We start from the raw sequence: 21,418 nt of genomic DNA on the forward strand, positions 1-21,418 counted from the left end.
AGTTACAGTATGAAACATTCGGCTTGGCATGACTTGATAAAGACCCAGTTGCCAGAGCATTATTTTGGAAAGATCAATCAATTTTTAGATTATGTTTATGCTGGTGGAATAGTCTATCCACCGCGTGAGAAGGTTTTTGCAGCCATTCAGACTACAGCTTTAGATAAGGTTAAGGTCGTTATCTTGGGACAGGATCCCTATCATGGTCCACAACAGGCTCAAGGCTTGTCTTTTTCAGTACCGAATACGGTTCCTGCGCCGCCATCTCTTCAAAATATTCTCAAGGAACTAGCTAATGATATTGGTATCAAGGAGGAACATGACTTGACCTCTTGGGCTGAACAAGGTGTCCTTTTGCTCAATGCTTGTTTAACTGTGCCAGCAGGGCGAGCAAATGGACATGCTGGTCAGATTTGGGAGCCTTTTACAGATGCAATTATAAAAGTGGTTAATAATCTGGAACAGCCGGTTGTATACATTCTATGGGGCTCCTATGCTCGTAAAAAGAAAGCTTTAATTACCAATCCCAAGCATTTGATTATTGAGTCAGCCCACCCGAGTCCCTTATCAGCCCATCGTGGCTTCTTTGGTAGTCGGCCTTTCTCGCAGACAAATGATTTTCTAATTGCTCAGGGGTTAGTTGGTATTGATTGGTTGAAATAATCAATGCCCTAATTCCTCATTTTTAAACTCGGGTTCTGAGGAATTTAGAAACATAGAATCAGGCTCTGCAAAATTGAAACTATACTTTGTCAACCAGCTTTTCCGAAGCTCAGTTTTATTTGTGGCTTTATTTCTTCATCTGGTTTTGATTTTCATTTGGTATCTTCCATTTATTTTTAACTAGATTTGCTTTAGGCAGTTTCGTAGCTGTTGAGGTGGTTATTTCTGATTTTTATTTTAATAACAAAGGAGAACATAAATGTTTTTAGTAAAGAATGGTCGGGTGATGGATCCTAAGTCTGGATTAGACAAGGTTTGTGATATTTTAATTCAAAATAAAAAAATCATTAAGGTAGCAGAGAAGATTGAAGGTGATTTTGCAAAAGTTCTGGATGTGACGGGATTAGTAGTTGCGCCGGGTCTAGTAGATGTACATGTACACTTTCGGGAACCGGGGCAGACACACAAGGAGGATATTCATACAGGGGCATTAGCTGCCGCAGCCGGTGGTTTTACCTCAGTTGTCATGATGGCCAATACCAATCCGACCATTTCAACCGTTGAGACCTTGCAAGAAGTACTGGCTTCAGCTCAGAAGGAAGCGATTCACATCTATAGCGTAGCGACAATTACAGATTGTTTTGATGGACAAAATTTAACAGATTTTTCAGCCTTATTAGAAGCAGGAGCAGTAGCATTTTCAGATGATGGTATTCCACTAACAAATGCTGGTGTTGTGAGAAAGGCTATGAAGTTGGCCAAGGAGCAGAATTGTATCATCAGTCTTCATGAAGAAGATCCGGATTTGAATGGTATTTTAGGACTCAACGAACAAGTGGCAGCCAAGCATTTTCATGTATGTGGTGCGACTGGTGTAGCAGAGTATAGTATGGTAGCGCGAGATGCCATGATTGCTTATGAAACGGGTGCGCGGGTTCATATCCAACATTTATCGAAAGCTGAGTCAGTCAAAGTAGTGGAATTTGCCCAACATCTTGGCGCTAATGTAACAGCAGAGGTAGCACCTCAACACTTTTCTAGAACAGAAGATTTGTTGTTGACTAAGGGGGCTAACGCAAAAATGAATCCGCCTCTTCGCTTAGAAAGTGATCGGTTGGCTGTTATAGAAGGGTTAAAATCTGGAGTCATTACCGTTATCGCAACAGATCATGCACCACATCATGCTGATGAGAAAAGTGTAACCGATGTGACGCAGGCACCTTCTGGTATGACTGGACTAGAAACCTCCCTTTCTTTGGGCTTGACCCATCTGGTGGAAGAAGGTCACTTGACGCTTTTGGAACTACTAGAGAAGATGACCATCAATCCAGCTCAACTATACGGTCTTGATGCGGGTTATTTAGCTGAAAATGGACCAGCAGATTTAGTTATATTTGATCCAGATGCAGAACGAATTGTTGCTTCGGATTTTGCTTCAAAAGCAGTCAATTCACCATTTATTGGAGATTGTTTGAAGGGAAAAGTTTCCTATACAATAGCGGATGGGCAGGTTGTTTTTGGAAAATAGAAAATGAGAGCTTGGGACAAAAAGATTTTCAATTTTGAAAATCTCAATTATCAAGTCCTTTAGATCTAGAATTGAACAAAAAAAGCGAACAAAACTAGTTTTCTGACAATCAGAATCTTGGTTTGTTCGCTTTTTATATATGAGATTGGACTATTGTCCCAACCTCTTTTGTCGAACCTTTTTAAACTGTAAGCGATTTCAATGTTTTGATTTTGAGGAATAAAAAGTGTATAATATATCTATCAATAATGCCAAAGGAAGGTTGGTTTATGAAAAAGAAAGATTTCCTACTGCCGGTATTGTCCACATTACTGTTGTCACCATTTATTTTGACTCAGCAAGTGCAAGCTGCCGAAACCGCAACGACCCCTCAAGCTAATCAAGCTACCACCCCTGCCCCGAGTGCGAGCACTGCAGAAGCAACAACCCCGGTAGCAGAGGAAGCTGTGGAAGGTGTTATTATCCACACAAACGATGTTCATGGACGTATTCTTGAAGAACGTGGAGTTATTGGAGATGCAAAGGCTGCCGCTGTCATTGAAGAGGAGCGTAGCAAGGTCAAAAATACTATCGTTGTAGATGCAGGAGATGCATTCCAAGGCCTACCGATTTCAAATTCTACTAAGGGCGAGGATCGTGCCAAAATTATGAATCAAGTCGGCTACGATGCGATGGTAGTCGGTAATCACGAGTTTGATTTTGGAATGGATCAAGCAATTAAGTACAAGGAAACATTGAACTTTCCGTTGTTGAGTGCGAATACTTATGTAAATGGTGCGCGTGTGTTTGAAGCTTCAACTATCATTGATAAAACACCGACAGTTGCAGGAGATGAATTTGTTGTTATCGGTGTAACAACTCCTGAAACAGCGACCAAGACCCATCCTAAAAATGTCGAAGGAGTAACCTTTACCGATCCTATCACAGAAGTCAATAAAGTGATTGATGAGGTAGAAGCTCGTGCTTTGGCAGATAATCGTGTTTATAAGAACTATATCATTTTAGCTCACTTAGGTGTAGATTCCACAACTCCTGTTGAGTGGAGGGGGTCAACATTAGCGCAGGCTCTTTCTGAAAACAGTAAACTTGCAGGTAAACGTGTCATCGTCATTGATGGTCACTCACATACAGTTGAAGCAACTACCTATGGCAAGAATGTTACTTATAACCAAACCGGTTCATACCTGAACAATATTGGTAAAGTAACTCTAAGATCTCAACAATTGTTGGGAGAAGCGAGCTTGATTTCTGCCGATGATGCAAAAAATATCACTCCAAATCAAGCCATTGCCAAGCTTGTTGAAGAAATTAAGGCAAAATATGAAGCAGACAATGCTCAAATAGTGATTGAAAAGAACAATGTTGAATTGAATGGTGATCGTTCAAATGTTCGTGTTCGTGAAACAAACTTAGGAAGTGCTATTGCAGATGCTATCTATGCTTATGGTCAAACAGGATTTTCAAACAAGACCAGTCTTGCAGTAACCAATGGTGGAGGCATCCGTGCAACAATCGCTAAGGATTTACCAGTTACAAAAGGTGATATCATTGCAGTTTTGCCATTTGGAAACATCATTTCACAAATCACAGTGACAGGTCAGCAGATTGCAGACATGTTTACCAAGTCCTTGTCATCTACCCTGCAAGTTGATAAAGAGACAGGTAAGATGATTCTGGATGAAAATGGCATGCCCCTTTTTGAAGCTAGCGGCGGATTTCTTCACATCTCCGGTGCACAAGTATTTTATGACCCAACTCTTCCTGCTAAAGACCGTGTCCTCATCATTGGTATTCTCAATCCAGAAACCGGTAAGTACGAGGAATTAGATCTTCAAAAGACTTACTATCTAGCAACAAATGATTTTCTTGCGGCTGGTGGTGATGGTTATACTATGCTTGGTGGTGCACGTGAAGAAGGTTCTTCAATGGACAGTGTTTTTGCAGAATACTTGAAAACTGCTGATTTATCAGCTTATAAAGTTGTTAATCCATATTCTCGGTTGCTACCTGTTAATTCGAGTTTGGACACAGATGGTGATGGTTATCCAGATTTTATGGAAATGTTATTAGATACGGATCCTGAAAATCCTACCTCTAATCCGGATGTGACACCTGAAGATAAATCTGACACTGTACCTCATCAAGTAGAAACAGTATCTATTCTTGAAAAGAATGATCAATCCAAGGTTTCTAAAAAATCAGATACAGTACGTACAGCTAAGACCTCAAAAGCGACGACATTGCCAAATACAAGTAGTCAATCCAATGTGGTACTCAGCTTGTTTGGTTTCGGTCTGGCTGGTCTAGCTGTAACTGTTCGTCGTAGAGAGAGCAAATAAATCATCATCTTAAACAGAGTCCTTGGGCTCTGTTTTTTGTTGTTGAGGAGGCATTTTATTTCAGTAATCTTGCTGTGGGTACCTTTCTGTAAAAAGGTATTCACTATCAGTTACAAATCTTGTCAAGAAACCAAGGATGATTTAGGTATGATGTGTTACCTAGATAAATATCACAGTTACCAATTATTAAGATAACTGTATCCATCTTTACAAAGTTGTAGAAGTTCTGCGGAATACTAATAGCATAAACTTAGAAGAATATAGAGAGGCAAGATATGAGGAAACAAGGCAATTTGTATTAACCATAAACTGCTTACCAGCAATCTCTAGCAATACTTGTAGAATTAAAGATCGTAGGTCAGATTAGATTGTTCAAACCGGCTATACATCTACACTATATAGCCCGTCTAAATAAAAGTGAATTTGCTTCTGGCTGATCTTTAGTGAATTGTTTTCAGTTGTGTCTATAACCCCAAATGCTCAATAATGATTTTTGAAAAGTTCTTCATAGTTGATATGACTGCCGATGATGATAATGTTCGCTAAATCGGAGTGAGCTCGTATATCTTGCAGGTAGAAGGCCATCTGATCGGATGTTAAAAGCCTTGACTTTATGATAAAATAAGTGGTAGGCACATCAGATTTATAAGGATGATAGTATAGGGATAATTTGGACTTTTTCCGGATATTTTTGATGAGAAAATAGGCTTTAATGACAGTTGTTACGAATATACTGGTTAGGGAATTTGGAAAAATTTCGATCATACTGTCTTCTTCCTTCTAGCGGTTTCTTGACTCTATTTTATCAAATATGGTCTGGTAACTAGAGGATGTTTCCTGAATGGTCATTTAACTTTCCTAAATAGTATAACAAATACCATTTAAGATATTCTGATGACCGTTTGGGATTTTAGAAAGCGTAAATATCCATTTCGTGGTATCTCAGGTAAGGCAAGAGGAAGATACCAATGAAATCCATTATCGTGCAAATAAAACAAGAAACTACCAAAGTGATGATGAAGGACATTTACTCCATTATGTCGTGTCCAATCAAACCTCACTATGTTTAAATGATTACCGAAGAGAAAACCTATGAGTTGCTGCAGCAATTATAAAACATTGAAAAACTATATCCCGAAGACTTATTAAGATGTCATAGAAATTGTTTAGTGAATATCTCAAAGATGAAGGCAGTCAATTTTCAAGAAAAACCATTTATCTTAAGGAGAAAGGACAGTATCAAGTCGTTTTTTCAAGACGTAGCCACCAACGGATACTAGAACGATAGCTGAATAAAGGAGATTGGTAAGATGAATATATTTGTACTAGAAGATGATATTATACAACAAACAAGGATTGAAAAAGTGCTTAACAATCTTTTGGAGAAACATAAAATAGAGCCCAAAAAACTTATTATTTCTGGGAAACCCGAACAGTTGATTGCTTCAGTGGAGGAGAAAGGGGCGCACCAGTTGTTCTTTTTGGATATTGAGATAAGATCAGAAGAACTTAAAGGTCTTAAAGTCGCTAAACAAATCAGAGATATTGATCCTTATGCTATTATTATTTTTGTGACGACGCATTCTGAATTTATGCCTCTCTCTTTTCGTTATCAAGTATCAGCATTAGATTATATTGAAAAGGAACTAGCAACGAAAGAATTTGAATCTCGCATAGAAACAGCTTTACTGTATGCAGTGAGTAAAGATAGTAAAACAGTAGCTGAGGATTCTTTCTATTTCAAATCTAAATATGCCCAAGTTCAGTACCCATTTGATGAAGTTTACTATGTTGAAACATCTCCAAGACCACATAGGGTTATCCTTTATACAAGAACTGATTGTATGGAGTTCACCGCCAGTTTATCAGATATTTTAAAGCAAGAAAAGAGACTGGTACAGTGTCATCGTTCGTTTCTTATCAATCCTGCAAATGTTAGCAAAATAGATAGACAAGCCAAAGTTGTTTATTTTCCCAATGGGACACATTGTTTGGTTGCAAGAAAAAAATTAGATGTTACTTTGGCGACTATAGACCAGCTGCACTGAGTGAGGAGAATGTATGAATGTTATCCAGTATATCATGGAAGTTGTTGTATCTAATAGCTTGATGATAGGGTTATTTTTCAAAATTAACCATATAAGATTTACTGTTAAATCAATTTCAATGGCGTTTTTTCTTAGAGTGCTGGTCGCATTTGTAATAGCTACCTTAAATAGTGTCTTATCAAGTCGTTTTTTTAACTATTTCGACGATCCTCTGTATGGTCTCTTATTCTCTTGGTTCTTTCTGAAACCACAGTCTAAAACACTACTTATTTTCTATGGTCTCTTTATACCTACTTTCTGGGATATTTTTAATCGGTTGATTGTATTTTTTATTATTCCCTTTTGGGGACAGCCCAAAGTTCTATTAGAAGATAATCTGTTCTCTTTTTTCTCTCTTTTTTTGAGTATTTTATTAACTCTTATTTTCCTTAAATGGCTTCGGTATGATTTTGTTGCACTTAGAGCTGAGATGGTTGATTTAAAAGAGAAAAAGCTATTATGTGTCGCCAATTGTGCAATGGTCATTTACTATTTGCTAATGCAAGTATTGACTTACTTTGAGTATGAGCACGCGGTTCTTACTCAGAGCTATCGCCAGTTTATATTAGTAATCTATTTGATACTATTTATGGGAATGATCAAGCAAGTTGATACTCACTTGAGGGAAAAATTACAGGCCAAACTGACTTTTCAACAGAGTTTACAACTCAATGATTTAGAGAAATATAGCAAGCACATAGAGGGGCTCTATCGCGAGGTGAGAGGCTTTCGCCATGATTATACCAATTTATTGACGACATTACGTTTGGGTATTGAAGAAAATAATATGGCACAAATTAAGGAGATATATGATTCCGTACTCAAGGATTCACATAAAAAGTTTAGACACCAAAAATACGACATTGGTCGTTTGATAAATATTCAAGATTCCGCCTTGAAGAGTTTGCTGGCTGCTAAGAGTATTCAAGCTGATGAACATGATGTGGCGGTAACCTTGGAAGTGCCGGAGGTTGTTAAACTCCAAGATATGGAGTTGATTGATTTTATCACGATTGTATCTATTCTTTTTGATAATGCCTTAGAAGCTGCTGTGGATACTAGCAGTCCAAAGATAAATGTTGCCTTTTTAAATATAGGCGATAAGCAAATGTTTATTATTGAAAACTCGATTAAAGAGGAAACAGTCAATATTTCAAAAGTTTATTCTTTTGGTCATAGTTCAAAGGGGAGTGACAGGGGGATTGGTCTATATAATGTGATGAAGATCATAGAACGTTATCCAAATGTATCGCTTAATACTAGAAGTCAATGCCATGTTTTTGGTCAAATGTTAGAAATTGGAAAGAATAAATAAAAATAAGTAGGCATAGGGAGTTAGTTCACACCTACCATTTTATATTAGTTCTATACTTATTTTTTATTTATAGAGACTGTAATTTTCTTGAGAAAATCAGCCCACCAATCTCCACCAGAGATACGGTTAAGTTCTGAGTCAGTTAGTTCGGTAAACTGAGTGAATGGTTTTTCTTTGTCCATTTTTGGACCTCCTTACATATTTGTTTATTTTATTGTATACAAAAACAGATGATTCTTTTCTTCAAATCCTAAATGGTCATCGAAACGTCCTAAATGGTAAAGTTAAAAAAAATAATTTTCACAAACTCTTCCTAAACGGTCATTTTAAAGCTTTGAACGAAAAAATGTACCATTCAGGAAAGTTAAATAACCATTCAGGAAATGGAGCAAAAATTTTTTTGAATACGTGGTATACTAAATTTGTCAAGGTTGCAACCCGACAAAAATAAAAAGCATATAGGAGGTCTTCGTTGTGAATACGAAAACAACGGAACGATTTGAGGTTATAGAGGTTGAAAAGCTTGCTAAGATTGCAGGTGGAGTAAAGATCGCACCTGGTGCGTATTGCAAGACTGTGAATGGTAAAACAAGCTGTTCGGTAGACTATAGGGAATTGTGGGGATATACTGGTCAAGTTATTGTTAATGGATGGATAAATTATGGTCCGTGGCATGCAAGACCAGGAATTGGAGTGATTATTCCATAATGAAAAAAGAATTGATAGAAAAACTAGAACAGCTTTGTGAAGATGAAAGTGTCGTTCAAGTTCCTGATTTAATTAGCCTTTTTCAAACCAAATTAAAAGATATACAATTTTTAACTACAAAATATCAGTTGCTAAAATTTTCTGCTGAACTGAGTCAAGCGATATCCCTTTATTTAATGACACATCATTATCAAGCGCCTAAGTCGGTTATTGATTTTGGTGTTTGGATAGCCAGAACTTCCTCTGAATATAGAGGGCAGTTGTCATTTTGGCAAATGCTAGCCTTAAGTCTCTCTGGAATGATAAAATAGTATCAGATTATAATTTTTATTATTGAGGAACTGAAGAAAGATTTTTGAATACGTAGTATACTAAATTTATCAAGGTTGTAAGCTAATAAAATAGAAAAATAAGGGGGTATTCGTTTTGAATATAAAAACAATGGAATACTTCAATATTTTGGATGTTGATAGTCTTGTTGACTACTCCTAACCGATATAACGTAACTCCGTGGAGTACTAATTTAGAATGTAAAAATGGGCCTCATACACCCAATCAAATGTGGATAAAGTCCTGTGTTGCTGATGCATGGACAAGTATGAATGATTAAAGCGATAGAAAAAACTAATGGATACGGCTGTAAAACTAAGAAATATTCAAGATATGCTGAAACAATTAGAATTAACTCAAAAATAGGGAATAAAATTTTAATTGCTTTAGCGAAGTCTTATCAGTCAACCAGTCTTTTTATTGGACCAGAGCAAGTAAAATTTGGTTCAGAATCTTACAAAGTAGAAGGAGAGTGTGATAAGTTTCATTTTCCATAAGCTGTAGTGACCATTACACTTTTGTAAAATCACTAGTAGCTGGTGTAGTAACTATTTTTGCTGTTGAGTAAATCAATAAAAAAAACGACTGTAGGTATCTTCTATAGTCGTTCAATTTATCTTTTATTTATTTATTTAGCGAGCGGAGCCAAAATTAAAAAGATTTTCAAATTAAAAATTCTTTATTATCATCAATAAAAAGGCGAACAAATCTGGGAGAGTTTATCAAACTAAGTCTCAACATGTTCGCTTTTTTATAATATTAGTAATCTGTTTTATATAAGTTCGATCGTTCTTGAACAAGCTTCCGCAACTTCTGGATCATGTGTCACAATCAGAATGGTTTTACCATCCTGATTTAACTTGCGGAGCAAGTCCAAAACAATTTCTTTATTCTTCCTATCTAGTGAGCCAGTAGGTTCATCGGCGAGAATCACTATACTTGGTTTTAGAATAGCTCTAGCAATAGCAACCCTTTGCTGTTCTCCACCAGATAGTTCAAAAATGTTATCATTTTCGTAGCCTTTTAAGCCGACTTGCTCTAATGCCTGACTGATTCGTTTCTTTTTTTCATGTTTGCTTAATTTTTGGTAAAAAAGTGCCAACATTAAGTTTTCTTCGACAGTCTTTGAATCCATCAGCGCAAAATTTTGAAAAAGGTAGGATATTTTATTTCTGATAATGCTACTAGCTTGGCTACTGTTAACCTTGATATTTTCCATACCATCAAATTGATAACTTCCATTTTGAAAATCATCAATCAAGCCAATGATATTAAGTAGGGTGGATTTTCCGCAGCCGCTAGGACCAGTTATTGCGACCATTTCGCCTTTTTTTATTGAAAGAGAAAAATCCTTTAATACATTCTTCTTTCCGAATGATTTGTTAATTCCATTTAGTTTAAGCATGCTTACTCCCCTTTCAAAATTTGTAGTGCGTTTTGATTTTCCAGCTTTTTAATGTTAAACATTGTGAAAAGTGTATCGACCAAAATCAAACCACCAAAAAGAATAAGAACTAGATGTGATCTGGAATAAATCAGCAGTGATAGCAAACCGATAAGATATAAAATCGTAAAACTGTAAAAGTGTTTGCGGTAGCGATCTACAAATGTGAAACCAAGTAATTTTTTTATCATCAAGTTAGATTTATTAGAGTGGAAAATAATGCCAGATAGAGCAAGTGAGACAAATAGTTCTATGCCTGTAACTAGCAGTAAGATGAAAGAGACAAAAACCAGGGCAATTTCTTGAACGTTCACATTTCCAGCTAAAATATCTTTTAAGATGGTGAATTTCGGAATAAGATATTTTGATTGAGAGGAAATGTTGGTTTCAATTGCTTCCCCTAATGTCTCACGATAAGGAATCTTGATTGGGTTATTTAATGCCCCTACATTCCCAAGAAACTGTTCCTCATGAAATAGCATGTTTTCACCAGTAAGGACGGTGAAGATTGGATTGTTGATTTGTCTATGTTCTTTGTCAAATGAAAAAATATTTATATTTTCGTTGTAGTAGATGATTTTTGTTTTAATGCTGGTAACATCTAACTTTTCTTGTTCCTGACGGTGGTATCGGTTGTACAGAAGATGCCGAATAGCTTCTTGTATATTCGTGTTTTTGTATTTAATGGGGACTAAGAATAGACGCTCGGAATTAGTTTGACCGTCAACTGTTAGTCCTAATTCTGACAAGTAATTGGAGTTGATAGTCATTATATTATAGGAATCATCAGCAGTGAAATGGATTGTTTCATCGTAATCATAAAACTTTTGTCCCTTCTCTATTTTTTCATAGTGAATATAAAAGGCATTTTCATTTTTTTCCAGCATTGAAAAAAGACTACGAAGTTCTCGCATTCCCTGGGTTCCACCACTTGAAAAATCTGCTTCACCAAGAGTGGTTAAACGATAATTTTCCAGTGTTAGGTAGTTGGAGTAGGGAGACCAGGCTATCTCGGTTTCTCTATCTTGTTTTAACTGTTGAAATGTAACGGACATGCTAACTAATATCAATGAACAGATGAGCAAGGTAATGGCTTTCAATCCATACATGATAAAGGTTCCGATTTTAAAATCTGCAAAATTTTTAAGTAACTTGCTAATGGATAAATTTCCTACGATGAGATAGACAAGCACCTGCAAGAACAGATAAAAGCATAGGATTGACAACTGGCTAAGCAAAAGATGAAAATAGAAGTTATCAGGAGCTGTTTGTAGGGATAATGAGAAGTAGGTGTTAGTCAGAATCATAGCAGCTATGAGAAACAGCAGATCAACTTTTGCTCTAGATACCATGATTCTAAGATCGGAAAGCCCCATCATCTTCATAACACCTATTTCCTTGATTTTGCTAATGGTATCGTAGATCGTGAGAACTGCAACTACCAGCGCTAAAATAGCTAGAACAATAGAAAAAATGATGAGGTAGCGGTTGACAATACTAGTTGCTTCAGAACCACCTGGGGTTGAGAGCATGGCTGGGGAAATTTGGTAAAAATCACTCAGTTCCTTGATGATACTGGCTACATCATAGGTATTTTCTGAAACAATGGTATAGTTGCCATTCACCGTTCGATCTTTATTTTTATAATATTCTTCTAAAGAGGTGATTTTTAATTTATTTAGATAATAGAAAGATGGAAGAGTTTGTTTTTGTTTTGGGTTTCCTGTTGCAAAGTTTGCGTAGAAACCATCAGAAAAATCAATTGTTTTGATGTCAGGGAAAACTGATGCTGGGAAGGTATCAGAGTGTAAGAGGATGGATTTTCTGATGACCCCATCTTCCATATCTGTGCGAAGGATAGAAACCCTGTACTTTTCTTTTATGCTAGACAGAAATGAAAGGTGATCAGTCGTTGATACTGAAGAATTGGTGATATAAAACTTGGTCGTTTGCCCCTTGCCTGCTTCTATGTCTTGGAGGTTTTGATAGTCCTTGGTCTGATAGATATTAAGGATAAATAGACTGGCCAGCACAATCAGCAAGGAGTTAAAGATATGTAAAATTTTTTTCATTAGTTTCCTCCTAAGCAAAAAGGTCAGTTCAATGAGATTAGACTGACCTTCCGTTCTAGATATGATTAGTAAGTATTCCAGTAGTAGGACATTCTAGTTGGTGGAAATCTATAATAAACACTCTTGGCCCAAACACCTGGTTGAGCGCGACTTGATGCTACAACTTGACCATCAAATTTGATAGAAGAACTGTGTGTTTTAGAGTTGTGCAAATAGTCTGAATATCCGAAGTTTCCACTCCATCCAACTCCATAATTCCAATAGCCACCTCCAACCTCAACAGCTAGGACAACAACTGGAATTGTGAGCATTATTGTTAGGAGGCTGGACAAAATAATTTTTTGAAGTTCGTGCCAATTCTCCTCATAAAAATGTAATAATGAAATAGTCGTATCGGAAGGATTTGCAATATAGTTTCCGGATTATTTTCCTCCTTTCTAGCAAACCCTCCATATCATCTTCATTATAGCATATAAAAACTTAACTTATCAAGTAAAATTAAAATGATTAGTGAAGAATGGTTGAACAAAATAAAGTGATGTAAGCGGCTTTCTCTCGCTCCAAAATTAAAGAAACAATCAAGAAGAGGTAATGGACATAGTAGTTGACTGTCCTGTTATAAAATTTGGAGAATTTTTGTACTGTAAACAACGGTAGTAATATTTTGGGCAAAATAATGGTATAATATAGACTGATTGGATTTTTTAAATCGGTACCAACGTATGAAAGAGATAAGGTGTTTAAACCTTGATATGAAAGGAATTTTTTAACATGGCTACTATTCAATGGTTTCCCGGTCACATGTCAAAGGCTCGCCGTCAGGTACAGGAAAATATCAAACACGTTGATTTTGTGACGATTTTAGTTGATGCACGACTACCCCAATCCAGCCAAAATCCCATGCTAACCAAGATTGTTGGTGATAAGCCCAAGCTGATGATTCTCAATAAGGTGGACTTGGCCGATCCAAGTCGTACTAAAGAATGGCAGAGCTATTTTGAATCTCAAGGGATTCGCACCCTTGCTATCAACTCAAAAGAGCAAGCAACGGTGAAAAAAGTCACCGACGCAGCCAAAAGTCTGATGAAGGATAAGATTGAACGACTACGCGAAAGAGGAATTCAAAAGGAAACCTTACGTACGATGATTATCGGTATTCCAAATGCAGGCAAATCTACCCTGATGAACCGTCTTGCTGGTAAGAAAATCGCTGTGGTTGGAAATAAACCAGGAGTCACCAAAGGGCAACAGTGGCTCAAATCTAATAAAAACCTAGAAATTTTGGATACCCCAGGGATTCTCTGGCCTAAGTTTGAAGACCAAGAGGTAGGGTTGAAGTTAGCCCTGACAGGCGCTATCAAAGATCAACTTTTGCCAATGGATGAGGTTACCATTTTTGGTTTGGACTATTTTAAAGTTCACTATCCAGAACGCTTATTAGAGCGCTTTAAGGGAATGGATTTAGAACAGGAAACACCTGAACTTATCATGACTTGGACACAGAAATTGGGCTTTCGTGATGACTATGACCGTTTTTATCATCTTTTTGTTAAGGATGTTCGAGATGGGCGCCTAGGTACCTATACATTGGATAAGGTGAGTGATTTGGATGGCAACGATTAAAGAAGTGACAGCTCTGCTGGCTAGGGTGGACAGTCTAGAAAGTCCGATATGGTCTGACTTGGCTCTGGATGAGCGAGCAGGTGTTCAGGCTGCCATTAAGAAACGCCAAAAGGAGCTGAAAAAAGAAGCAGCAGAAGATGCTCGCTTAGAAGCTATGCTATGCTACGAAAAAGCCCTCTACGAAAATGGGGTCGAGTGGATAGCTGGTGTTGATGAAGTTGGTCGGGGGCCTTTGGCGGGGCCGGTGGTGGCAGCGGCGGTCATCTTGCCAAAAGGCTGTAAAATTCGTTACCTCAACGATTCCAAAAAAATTCCTAAATCTAGGCATGAAGCTATCTACCAAGAGGTAATGGAGCAAGCAGTAGCGATTGGTATTGGGATAAAGAATGCTGAAATAATTGACCAAGTGAACATTTATGAAGCGACTAAATTGGCTATGTTAGAGGCTTTAGAAAAGTTAGATAAAGAACCCCAGCACCTCTTGGTAGATGCTATGAAGCTGGATAGTTCCATTCCTCAGACATCCATCATCAAAGGCGATGCGAATAGTCTATCCATTGCAGCAGCTTCTATTGTTGCCAAGGTGACACGGGATAGGCTGATGGCGGATTACGATAGAGAATTTTCTGGCTATGGCTTTGCTAAGAATGCTGGCTATGGAACTGCTGAACACGTGGAAGGTTTGAACAAACTTGGCATTACACCTATTCACCGTAGAAGTTTTGAACCTATCAAGTCTTTGGTAGAAGGAGGAGCGAGCTAGTGCCTGTTCTTATTGGTTTATTTTTTCTATCTTTGGTCGTCTTTATCGCTCTTTATTTTATTGAAAGACGATCTATTTTTATATCACTTTTTGCTCTAAATATCTTCATTTGGACTGTGGCTTCTGTGATTTCTACAGGAATTTTAGAGAGCAATGAAATCGTGCGACTATTAGCTATTGCGGTGGCTATGGTATTATTGTTGTTCTTGCTAAGTGGTCCTGTCGTTCTGCTTCTTACTCTTTATTTAAATGGTTTTCAGATTTTGAAAAGAGAAGGTTTTTGTTTCCGTAATTTCCTGTCAATAGGATTGGCAGTTGGCTTAACATTCTACTTTTTTATCGCACCGTTTGTTGTCCGATCTCTTTCTGATATTAGTTTTTTCAATATGCTTTTCATCTATGTTGGGTTCCTAGTGTCCTACGCTATTTTTATTAGCATTCTTTATACAATTTCTAGTTTTATCAATCTGATCAATCTATTTTCTGGGAAGCTAGACTATGTGGTCGTATTGGGAGCAGGACTGATTGGTGATAAGGTAACGCCATTGTTGGCTTCGCGGATTGATAAAGGCATAGCAATTTATCAGAAACACTCAGGCAGCAAACTAATTATGTCAGGTGGCCAGGGGGCTGATGAGCTCATTCCGGAAGGTCAGGCTATGGCAAATTATGCTATGGAACAAGGAGTTGCTGCCGAAGATATTATTATTGAAAGTCAATCTATCAACACAGAGGAAAATCTAAAATTTTCCCAAACCTTGATGAAGAAGGATAGTCGTTTTGCGCTTGTAACCAATTACTACCATGTTTTTAGAGCTCTCTTATTAGCTCGGAAATTGAAAATGAAATGTATTGGCTATGGAGCTAAAACCAAGTTTTACTTTAGTCTCAATGCCTTCATTCGTGAATTTGTAGGCTACCTAGTTATGAGTCGGAATGTGCACATAATCTTTTTAGGCATTGTATCAGTGATTTATTTGCTGGGAATGGTTGTTAGTTTGATGTATTAAAAGAGCCTAGACACATCAGTCTGGGCTCTTTTTCAGAGTTCTAATCACCTGTTAACGCAGTGGTTAACTGGCAGATTTGTTTCCAAATCAAGTCTCTACGGCTGTTGTGAATAGACCTTCGTTTTAAATTATCTCCTAAGCAATTTAAGTACATCTATCGCGTATTTTATCCCTATTTATTACAGCATAAAATATACGATTGCTACATACTGTAAGGCAGAAGCTAGAAGGATAAAAAGGTGCCAAATCATGTGAAAATAAGGTTTTTTCCTAGCATAAAAGAACGCTCCAATAGTATAAGATAGTCCTCCAGCTAACATGAGAACTCCAAAAGTCAGCCCTGTCTTTTGGAGAATAGAAGGAAGGATAAAGACAACCAGCCATCCCATAAAGAGATAGAGAAAGAGACTAAATTTTTCGTTGATTTTTTTAGCAAAAATTTTGTAGAGAATTCCCAGAATTGTTAATCCCCACTGTAAAATAACAATCAGATATCCAAGCCAGCCACCAACCAAAGATAGGGCTACCGGTGTATAGCTTCCAGCGATGGCAATGTATATCATACTGTGATCTATGATGCGTAGGATATATTTGTGGGTGGATGCGTAGGGCATAGAGTGGTAGACAGAAGAAGAGAGGAACATTAAGAAGAGGCTGATGACAAAAATGGACATCCCCACTGTAGCTGTAAGATTGTAATCTTTGAAGGAATGTATGGCGGTAATGGGGAGTAAAACCAGCATGAACACAGCTCCAACTGCATGAGTCACACTATTTGCAACTTCTTCTCCAAAGGAAAGAGGGAGGCTGAGTTTTAAACTATTCTTCATGAAAACTCCTTTCTAGTTCAAAGGCAAGTTGATGTGTTTGATAATAGAGTTTGACAGTTTGACAAGCATGACGGATAATATCGGGAGTTTCCTTGCTGTCTTTATCTTGCATACAGTCGATAAAATGATTATATAAGGTTGCTGAGTCGCTAGATAGAAGTAGCATTTTAAGGGTTTGACTGATTTCCTGAATGGAAAACACATTTTTCAAAATGGTTAGGGCTATCAAATGGGCTAATTGATGCTTTTTATATTTTTTCTTAATCGGTTTTTCAATCTGTTTATGTTTGACATAATTATTTATCATGGCAGCAGTTAGAGCTTTTTGCTCCAAACAATATGGAGCTTTTGTTGCTTGATTAACATACATGAGAACCTGATCAAGGTACAAGTCTAAGTCAGGTAGCTCGTGCCAATAGGGTAAAGAATGATTCATAATTACCAGCTTTCTTTTATCTAGTATCGATAACTAGATTTTATGATATTATTTATCTGAAGTCAAGAAAAAGCTTCAACAATTTGAAGCCATAGTATTTTAGATTGTGTGAACATTTCGATTAACTTGTTGGTTAATACCATTAAGATTTGTTATTGACTTTTTTTAAAGCTAGTTATATCATATAGAAAATATATTGATAAATACAAGTGAGTACTATTTTCTTTGAATAACACAATGAAATTAGTCATTGCTTGGAAAGCTTAGACTTGTAATTGATATCTATCTAATCGTCCAAAGATTGGACTGATTACAAAAAATAGGAGTTTTTATGCTCACTGAGAGAGAAAAAATGCTTGCTGGTCAGCCATATACGGCCGATGACTCAGAACTGAGGCAAATGAGGATGCTGGCCCGCCAAAATATGCAAAAATTTAATAATGAATTAGACGGTGAAAAGCGTTCTGAATTGATCAAGTCTTGGTTTGGCGGGACAGGTGAACGTCTCTATATGGAACCGAATTTTTGTTGCGACTACGGAAGTAACATTCATGTTGGAGAGGATTTTTATGCTAATTTTAACTGCACCATGTTGGATGTCTGTCCGATAACAATTGGAAAGAATGCCATGATTGGTCCCAACTGCCAGTTTTTGACGCCCTTACATCCGTTGGATCCCATTGAACGCAATTCTGGTTTGGAATATGGTTCGCCGATTACTATTGGGGATAATTTCTGGGCTGGTGGTGGAGTTATCGTTCTGCCAGGAGTAACCTTGGGTGACAATGTCGTTGTTGGTGCTGGTTCCGTTGTGACCAAGTCTTTTGGTGATAATATCGTTTTAGCGGGCAATCCTGCGCGTGTCATCAAAGAAATACCTCAAAAATAATTCTTCCATTTGGGAGAATTTTTTGTTTTCATTACGAACAATATGATTGAGGTGAATAATATGAATAACTTTGAACTATTTAAACTAAAAAAAGCTGGACTAACTAATCTCAACATCAACAAGGTCTTGGCTTATAGAGAAAAATATGGTAAACAATTGTCCATTCGGAATATTGCTGTTGTCTCAGAGTGCAAGAATCCAATTCTTTTTATGGAAAATTATAAGAGTTTAGATTTAAAAGCTTGCAGACAAGAGTTTAATAAGTACCCATCCCTATCCATTTTAGACGATAGCTATCCCTTGGCATTAAAACAGATTTATAATCCACCCGTCCTCTTATTTTATCAAGGTGATTTGGAACTCTTAGACAAGCCCAAGCTAGCTGTGGTAGGGACACGAACTGCCAGTAAAAATGGTATCCAATCCGTCCGAAAGATTCTAAAAGAACTCAACAATCGCTTTGTTATTGTTAGCGGTCTAGCGAGAGGAATTGACACAGCAGCTCATATTGCCAGCCTAAAGAATGGCGGACAAACGATTGCTGTTGTTGGAGCTGGCTTGGATATAGTCTACCCAAAGGAAAATAAGGAACTACAACACTATATTGGAAAGAATCATTTACTCCTAACAGAGTACGAACCGAGTGCCAAACCTCTCAAATTTCATTTTCCAGAGCGCAATCGTATTATTGCTGGTTTGGTTGAAGGTTTGGTAGTTTGCGAAGCCAAAATGCGGTCTGGTAGTTTGATTACCTGTGAAAGAGCTTTGGAGGAAGGTAGAGAAGTTTATGCCATTCCAGGATCTATTTTAGATGGAAAATCAGATGGTTGTCACCATTTGATACAGGAAGGTGCCAAATGTATTACAAGTGGTTTGGATATCATTTCAGATTATCAATTTTAAAATAAGTTTTTCTATAGGAAAATAAAAATCTTGACACTGGTTGAAAAATAGTATATTCTTTGTGAGGTTAAAAATATTTATTAGGGTAAAAGAATGGCAACAAAATCAGTGAGCAAGAAAAAGACAGCAGCCAAGAAAAATTTAGTTATTGTTGAGTCGCCAGCTAAGGCCAAGACAATAGAGAAATATCTTGGTAAAAACTATAAAGTGGTAGCTTCGGTTGGGCATATCCGTGACTTGAAAAAATCCAGTATGTCCATTGACTTTGAGAATAACTACGCACCTGAGTACATTAATATTCGTGGTAAGGGACCTTTGATCAATTCTTTGAAAAAAGAAGCTAAAAGTGCCAAGAAAGTCTTTCTTGCAAGTGACCCGGATCGAGAAGGAGAAGCTATTTCCTGGCATTTAGCCCATATTTTGGGTTTGGACGAAAACGACAAGAATCGTGTTGTCTTCAATGAGATTACCAAGGATGCGGTAAAGAATGCCTTTCAAGAACCTCGGACCATTAACTTTGATCTGGTTGATGCCCAGCAAGCTCGTCGTGTTTTGGATCGTATTGTTGGATATTCAATCTCTCCTATTCTATGGAAGAAAGTTAAGAAAGGATTGTCTGCAGGGCGCGTTCAATCTGTTGCTCTTAAACTGATTATTGATCGTGAGAATGAAATCAGTCAATTTAAGCCAGAAGAATACTGGACTATTGACGGAACCTTTAAAAAAGGTAGTGAGAAGTTTCAGGCGTCATTCTATGGTTTGGATGGTAAAAAGACTAAAATTGAGAATAACGAGCAAGTGCAGAATATTCTGTCTCGTCTCACTGGGGATGACTTCTTGGTAGAACAAGTGGAGCGTAAAGAGCGTAGACGTAATGCTCCACTTCCTTACACGACCTCAACCATGCAGATGGATGCAGCCAATAAAATCAATTTCCGTACTCGCAAGACCATGATGGTTGCTCAGCAGCTTTATGAAGGAGTCAGCTTGGGAACAGGTGGGACGCAAGGTCTGATTACCTATATGCGTACAGACTCAACTCGCATCAGTCCTGTTGCTCAGACTCAAGCAGCGGCATTTATCACAGAACGATTTGGGGTCAAATATTCTAAACATGGGAATAAGATTAAAAATGCAAGTGGTGCTCAAGATGCCCATGAAGCTATCCGACCTTCAAATGTCAATCTAACACCAGAATCAATCGCAAAATACCTAGATAAAGACCAGCTGCGTCTCTATACGCTCATTTGGAATCGTTTTGTAGCTAGTCAGATGGCTGCCGCAGTATTTGATACCATGAGTGTACGTCTAGGACAAAATGGCGTTATCTTTGCTGCTAACGGAAGTCAAGTTAAATTTGATGGCTATATGGCAGTTTATAACGATTCTGATAAAAATAAGATGTTGCCAGATATGGAAGAAGGGGATACGGTTGTTCGCCTCTCAACAAAGCCAGAGCAACATTTTACCCAACCACCAGCTCGCTATTCTGAAGCTACCTTGATTAAAACTTTGGAAGAAAATGGAGTTGGTCGGCCGTCTACTTATGCTCCAACCATTGAAACAATCCAAAAACGCTATTATGTTAAATTGGTATCCAAACGATTCGAACCAACAGAATTGGGAGAGATTGTCAATAAGCTAATTGTTGAGTTCTTCCCAGATATTGTTAATGTTAAGTTTACAGCGGATATGGAGCAAAAGCTAGATGATGTTGAAGTTGGAAAAGAGCAGTGGCAGAAGGTTATTAACAGTTTCTACCTACCATTTAAGGTTGAATTGGCAAAAGCTGAGCAAGAAATGGAGAAAATCCAAATCAAGGATGAGCCAGCAGGCTTTGCTTGTGAAGTTTGTGGACATGAAATGGTTATCAAATTGGGACGATTTGGAAAATTCTATGCATGTAGTAACTTTCCAGATTGTCGCAATACCAAGCAAATTACAAAAGAAATTGGGGTAACTTGCCCCATCTGCCAAAAAGGACAAGTCATTGAGCGTAAGAGCAAACGCAATCGTCTCTTTTATGGCTGTGACCGTTATCCGGAGTGCGAATTTACTTCGTGGGATAAACCAGTAGGCCGTTCTTGTCCAAAATGTGAGCATCATCTTGTAGAAAAGAAAGTTCGTGGTGGTGGCAAACAAGTTGTTTGTCCTAGCGGAGATTACGAAGAGGAGAAAGTCAAATAATCAGTGTTTGGGACAAAAAGATTTTCAATTTTGCAAATCTCAAATATCAAGTCCTTTAGATTTATAATTAAGCCAAAAAGTGAACAAACCGATATTCTGATTGTCAGAAAACTAGTTTTGTTCGCTTTTTATATATGAGGTCGGACTATTGTTCCAACCTCTTTCAAATTTTTAAAAAAATGAGAAAAAATTCTTGCTTTATTTGAAATACTGTGGTATGATTATTTAAGTTTGAAAAAACTGACCTAAGACAGTAGGGGAGCTAGACTCGTAAACATCCTACCGAGGCAC

The 21,418-nt window shown here is 37.4% G+C and carries 22 protein-coding genes and 1 other annotated feature (1 of these 23 cut by a window edge); of the genes, 15 read left to right on the forward strand and 7 right to left on the reverse strand.

The genetic code is table 11. From position 1 onward, the window contains the following. Positions 1–9: 9 nt before the first annotated feature. The 3 genes from SR187_RS04410 (at position 10) to nt5e (ending at position 4,530) form a co-directional block, all read left to right on the forward strand. Positions 10–663: a uracil-DNA glycosylase gene (locus tag SR187_RS04410; RefSeq protein WP_120171634.1), complete on the forward strand. Its 654-nt coding sequence runs from the start codon at positions 10–12 to the stop codon at positions 661–663. A 259-nt stretch (positions 664–922) separates the two neighbouring features. After that, on the forward strand, positions 923–2,191 hold the full coding sequence (locus SR187_RS04415; protein WP_120171635.1) for a dihydroorotase: 1,269 nt from the start codon (positions 923–925) through the stop codon (positions 2,189–2,191). 269 nt (positions 2,192–2,460) lie between these two features. After that, positions 2,461–4,530, forward strand: coding sequence for a cell surface ecto-5'-nucleotidase Nt5e (nt5e, locus tag SR187_RS04420; protein ID WP_156019180.1), 2,070 nt, complete (start codon positions 2,461–2,463; stop codon positions 4,528–4,530). Positions 4,531–5,010: 480 nt separating this feature from the next. Here the strand turns inward: nt5e and SR187_RS10045 are convergent, their stop codons facing one another. Then, a complete protein-coding gene (locus SR187_RS10045) occupies positions 5,011–5,295 on the reverse strand; it encodes a hypothetical protein (RefSeq protein WP_228026686.1) in 285 nt (94 codons plus the stop codon). A gap of 353 nt (positions 5,296–5,648) precedes the next feature. Here SR187_RS10045 and SR187_RS10260 point away from each other — a divergent pair, with 353 nt between their 5' ends. The 3 genes from SR187_RS10260 to SR187_RS04440 are packed head-to-tail and all read left to right on the forward strand — an operon-like array spanning position 5,649 to position 7,932. Next, positions 5,649–5,810: a LytTR family transcriptional regulator DNA-binding domain-containing protein gene (locus tag SR187_RS10260; RefSeq protein ID WP_079276155.1), complete on the forward strand. Its 162-nt coding sequence runs from the start codon at positions 5,649–5,651 to the stop codon at positions 5,808–5,810. A gap of 30 nt (positions 5,811–5,840) precedes the next feature. Further along, on the forward strand, positions 5,841–6,578 hold the full coding sequence (locus tag SR187_RS04435; protein ID WP_120171637.1) for a response regulator transcription factor: 738 nt from the start codon (positions 5,841–5,843) through the stop codon (positions 6,576–6,578). Between the two features lie 13 nt (positions 6,579–6,591). After that, the gene (locus tag SR187_RS04440) at positions 6,592–7,932 is read left to right on the forward strand and encodes a sensor histidine kinase (protein WP_120171638.1); all 1,341 of its coding nucleotides are present in this window, start codon (positions 6,592–6,594) and stop codon (positions 7,930–7,932) included. A 56-nt stretch (positions 7,933–7,988) separates the two neighbouring features. Here the strand turns inward: SR187_RS04440 and SR187_RS04445 are convergent, their stop codons facing one another. Next, positions 7,989–8,114 carry a ComC/BlpC family leader-containing pheromone/bacteriocin gene (locus SR187_RS04445; protein WP_079276156.1) on the reverse strand — a complete coding sequence of 42 codons (126 nt, stop codon included), beginning with the start codon at positions 8,112–8,114 and terminating at the stop codon, positions 7,989–7,991. 292 nt (positions 8,115–8,406) lie between these two features. On the opposite strand from SR187_RS04445, the gene SR187_RS04455 reads away from it, so the two are divergent. From SR187_RS04455 to SR187_RS04465, 3 genes are all read left to right on the forward strand, one after another. After that, a complete protein-coding gene (locus tag SR187_RS04455; protein ID WP_120171640.1) occupies positions 8,407–8,640 on the forward strand; it encodes a bacteriocin in 234 nt (77 codons plus the stop codon). Then, positions 8,640–8,951 carry a bacteriocin immunity protein gene (locus SR187_RS04460; RefSeq protein WP_162496986.1) on the forward strand — a complete coding sequence of 104 codons (312 nt, stop codon included), beginning with the start codon at positions 8,640–8,642 and terminating at the stop codon, positions 8,949–8,951. Before SR187_RS04455 ends, SR187_RS04460 begins: the two co-directional genes overlap by 1 nt. Before the next feature lie 291 nt (positions 8,952–9,242). Next, on the forward strand, positions 9,243–9,467 hold the full coding sequence (locus tag SR187_RS04465) for a hypothetical protein (RefSeq protein ID WP_120171641.1): 225 nt from the start codon (positions 9,243–9,245) through the stop codon (positions 9,465–9,467). 275 nt (positions 9,468–9,742) lie between these two features. On the opposite strand, the gene SR187_RS04470 is transcribed toward SR187_RS04465, so the two are convergent. The 3 genes from SR187_RS04470 to SR187_RS10265 form a co-directional block, all read right to left on the reverse strand. After that, positions 9,743–10,375 carry an ABC transporter ATP-binding protein gene (locus SR187_RS04470; protein WP_120171642.1) on the reverse strand — a complete coding sequence of 211 codons (633 nt, stop codon included), beginning with the start codon at positions 10,373–10,375 and terminating at the stop codon, positions 9,743–9,745. Positions 10,376–10,377: 2 nt separating this feature from the next. Then, positions 10,378–12,486 (reverse strand): DUF1430 domain-containing protein, encoded by a 2,109-nt coding sequence (locus SR187_RS04475; protein WP_120171643.1) that lies wholly within the window; start codon positions 12,484–12,486, stop codon positions 10,378–10,380. 65 nt (positions 12,487–12,551) lie between these two features. Further along, the gene (locus tag SR187_RS10265) at positions 12,552–12,818 is read right to left on the reverse strand and encodes a lactococcin 972 family bacteriocin (RefSeq protein ID WP_227985530.1); all 267 of its coding nucleotides are present in this window, start codon (positions 12,816–12,818) and stop codon (positions 12,552–12,554) included. A gap of 439 nt (positions 12,819–13,257) precedes the next feature. Here SR187_RS10265 and ylqF point away from each other — a divergent pair, with 439 nt between their 5' ends. The 3 genes from ylqF to SR187_RS04495 are packed head-to-tail and all read left to right on the forward strand — an operon-like array spanning position 13,258 to position 15,882. Next, on the forward strand, positions 13,258–14,109 hold the full coding sequence (gene ylqF / locus SR187_RS04485) for a ribosome biogenesis GTPase YlqF (protein ID WP_120171644.1): 852 nt from the start codon (positions 13,258–13,260) through the stop codon (positions 14,107–14,109). After that, a complete protein-coding gene (locus SR187_RS04490; protein WP_120171645.1) occupies positions 14,096–14,872 on the forward strand; it encodes a ribonuclease HII in 777 nt (258 codons plus the stop codon). Before ylqF ends, SR187_RS04490 begins: the two co-directional genes overlap by 14 nt. Continuing rightward, a complete protein-coding gene (locus tag SR187_RS04495) occupies positions 14,872–15,882 on the forward strand; it encodes a YdcF family protein (RefSeq protein WP_024532811.1) in 1,011 nt (336 codons plus the stop codon). Before SR187_RS04490 ends, SR187_RS04495 begins: the two co-directional genes overlap by 1 nt. Positions 15,883–16,061: 179 nt before the next feature. Here the strand turns inward: SR187_RS04495 and trhA are convergent, their stop codons facing one another. Further along, on the reverse strand, positions 16,062–16,712 hold the full coding sequence (gene trhA / locus SR187_RS04500; protein WP_024532812.1) for a PAQR family membrane homeostasis protein TrhA: 651 nt from the start codon (positions 16,710–16,712) through the stop codon (positions 16,062–16,064). Further along, a complete protein-coding gene (locus SR187_RS04505) occupies positions 16,702–17,148 on the reverse strand; it encodes a DUF1836 domain-containing protein (protein WP_024532813.1) in 447 nt (148 codons plus the stop codon). Before SR187_RS04505 ends, trhA begins: the two co-directional genes overlap by 11 nt. A gap of 331 nt (positions 17,149–17,479) precedes the next feature. Between SR187_RS04505 and SR187_RS04510 the strand changes: the two genes are divergently transcribed. From SR187_RS04510 to topA, 3 genes are all read left to right on the forward strand, one after another. Next, positions 17,480–18,037, forward strand: coding sequence for a sugar O-acetyltransferase (locus tag SR187_RS04510; protein ID WP_120171646.1), 558 nt, complete (start codon positions 17,480–17,482; stop codon positions 18,035–18,037). A 60-nt stretch (positions 18,038–18,097) separates the two neighbouring features. Then, a complete protein-coding gene (gene dprA / locus SR187_RS04515) occupies positions 18,098–18,940 on the forward strand; it encodes a DNA-processing protein DprA (RefSeq protein ID WP_024532815.1) in 843 nt (280 codons plus the stop codon). A gap of 93 nt (positions 18,941–19,033) precedes the next feature. Continuing rightward, complete coding sequence (gene topA / locus SR187_RS04520) at positions 19,034–21,127, forward strand: type I DNA topoisomerase (protein WP_024532816.1); 2,094 nt, start codon at positions 19,034–19,036, stop codon at positions 21,125–21,127. 226 nt (positions 21,128–21,353) lie between these two features. Then, positions 21,354–21,418: a sequence feature (ribosomal protein L10 leader region), on the forward strand; it runs 70 nt beyond the window's last position.

The sequence above is a fragment of the Streptococcus ruminantium genome, from assembly GCF_003609975.1.
Classification (GTDB): Bacteria; Bacillota; Bacilli; order Lactobacillales; family Streptococcaceae; genus Streptococcus; species Streptococcus ruminantium.

Coding starts and splice junctions, on each gene's coding strand:
- SR187_RS04470 (WP_120171642.1), bottom strand. CDS start 10,375: ATGCTTAAACTAAATGGAATTAACAAATCATTCGGAAAGAAGAATGTA.
- dprA (WP_024532815.1), top strand. CDS start 18,098: ATGAATAACTTTGAACTATTTAAACTAAAAAAAGCTGGACTAACTAAT.
- SR187_RS04445 (WP_079276156.1), bottom strand. CDS start 8,114: ATGGACAAAGAAAAACCATTCACTCAGTTTACCGAACTAACTGACTCA.
- SR187_RS04440 (WP_120171638.1), top strand. CDS start 6,592: ATGAATGTTATCCAGTATATCATGGAAGTTGTTGTATCTAATAGCTTG.
- SR187_RS04415 (WP_120171635.1), top strand. CDS start 923: ATGTTTTTAGTAAAGAATGGTCGGGTGATGGATCCTAAGTCTGGATTA.
- trhA (WP_024532812.1), bottom strand. CDS start 16,712: ATGAAGAATAGTTTAAAACTCAGCCTCCCTCTTTCCTTTGGAGAAGAA.
- SR187_RS04435 (WP_120171637.1), top strand. CDS start 5,841: ATGAATATATTTGTACTAGAAGATGATATTATACAACAAACAAGGATT.
- SR187_RS04490 (WP_120171645.1), top strand. CDS start 14,096: ATGGCAACGATTAAAGAAGTGACAGCTCTGCTGGCTAGGGTGGACAGT.
- SR187_RS04460 (WP_162496986.1), top strand. CDS start 8,640: ATGAAAAAAGAATTGATAGAAAAACTAGAACAGCTTTGTGAAGATGAA.
- SR187_RS04475 (WP_120171643.1), bottom strand. CDS start 12,486: ATGAAAAAAATTTTACATATCTTTAACTCCTTGCTGATTGTGCTGGCC.
- SR187_RS04505 (WP_024532813.1), bottom strand. CDS start 17,148: ATGAATCATTCTTTACCCTATTGGCACGAGCTACCTGACTTAGACTTG.
- topA (WP_024532816.1), top strand. CDS start 19,034: ATGGCAACAAAATCAGTGAGCAAGAAAAAGACAGCAGCCAAGAAAAAT.
- SR187_RS10045 (WP_228026686.1), bottom strand. CDS start 5,295: ATGATCGAAATTTTTCCAAATTCCCTAACCAGTATATTCGTAACAACT.
- SR187_RS04510 (WP_120171646.1), top strand. CDS start 17,480: ATGCTCACTGAGAGAGAAAAAATGCTTGCTGGTCAGCCATATACGGCC.
- ylqF (WP_120171644.1), top strand. CDS start 13,258: ATGGCTACTATTCAATGGTTTCCCGGTCACATGTCAAAGGCTCGCCGT.
- SR187_RS04410 (WP_120171634.1), top strand. CDS start 10: ATGAAACATTCGGCTTGGCATGACTTGATAAAGACCCAGTTGCCAGAG.
- SR187_RS04465 (WP_120171641.1), top strand. CDS start 9,243: ATGATTAAAGCGATAGAAAAAACTAATGGATACGGCTGTAAAACTAAG.
- nt5e (WP_156019180.1), top strand. CDS start 2,461: ATGAAAAAGAAAGATTTCCTACTGCCGGTATTGTCCACATTACTGTTG.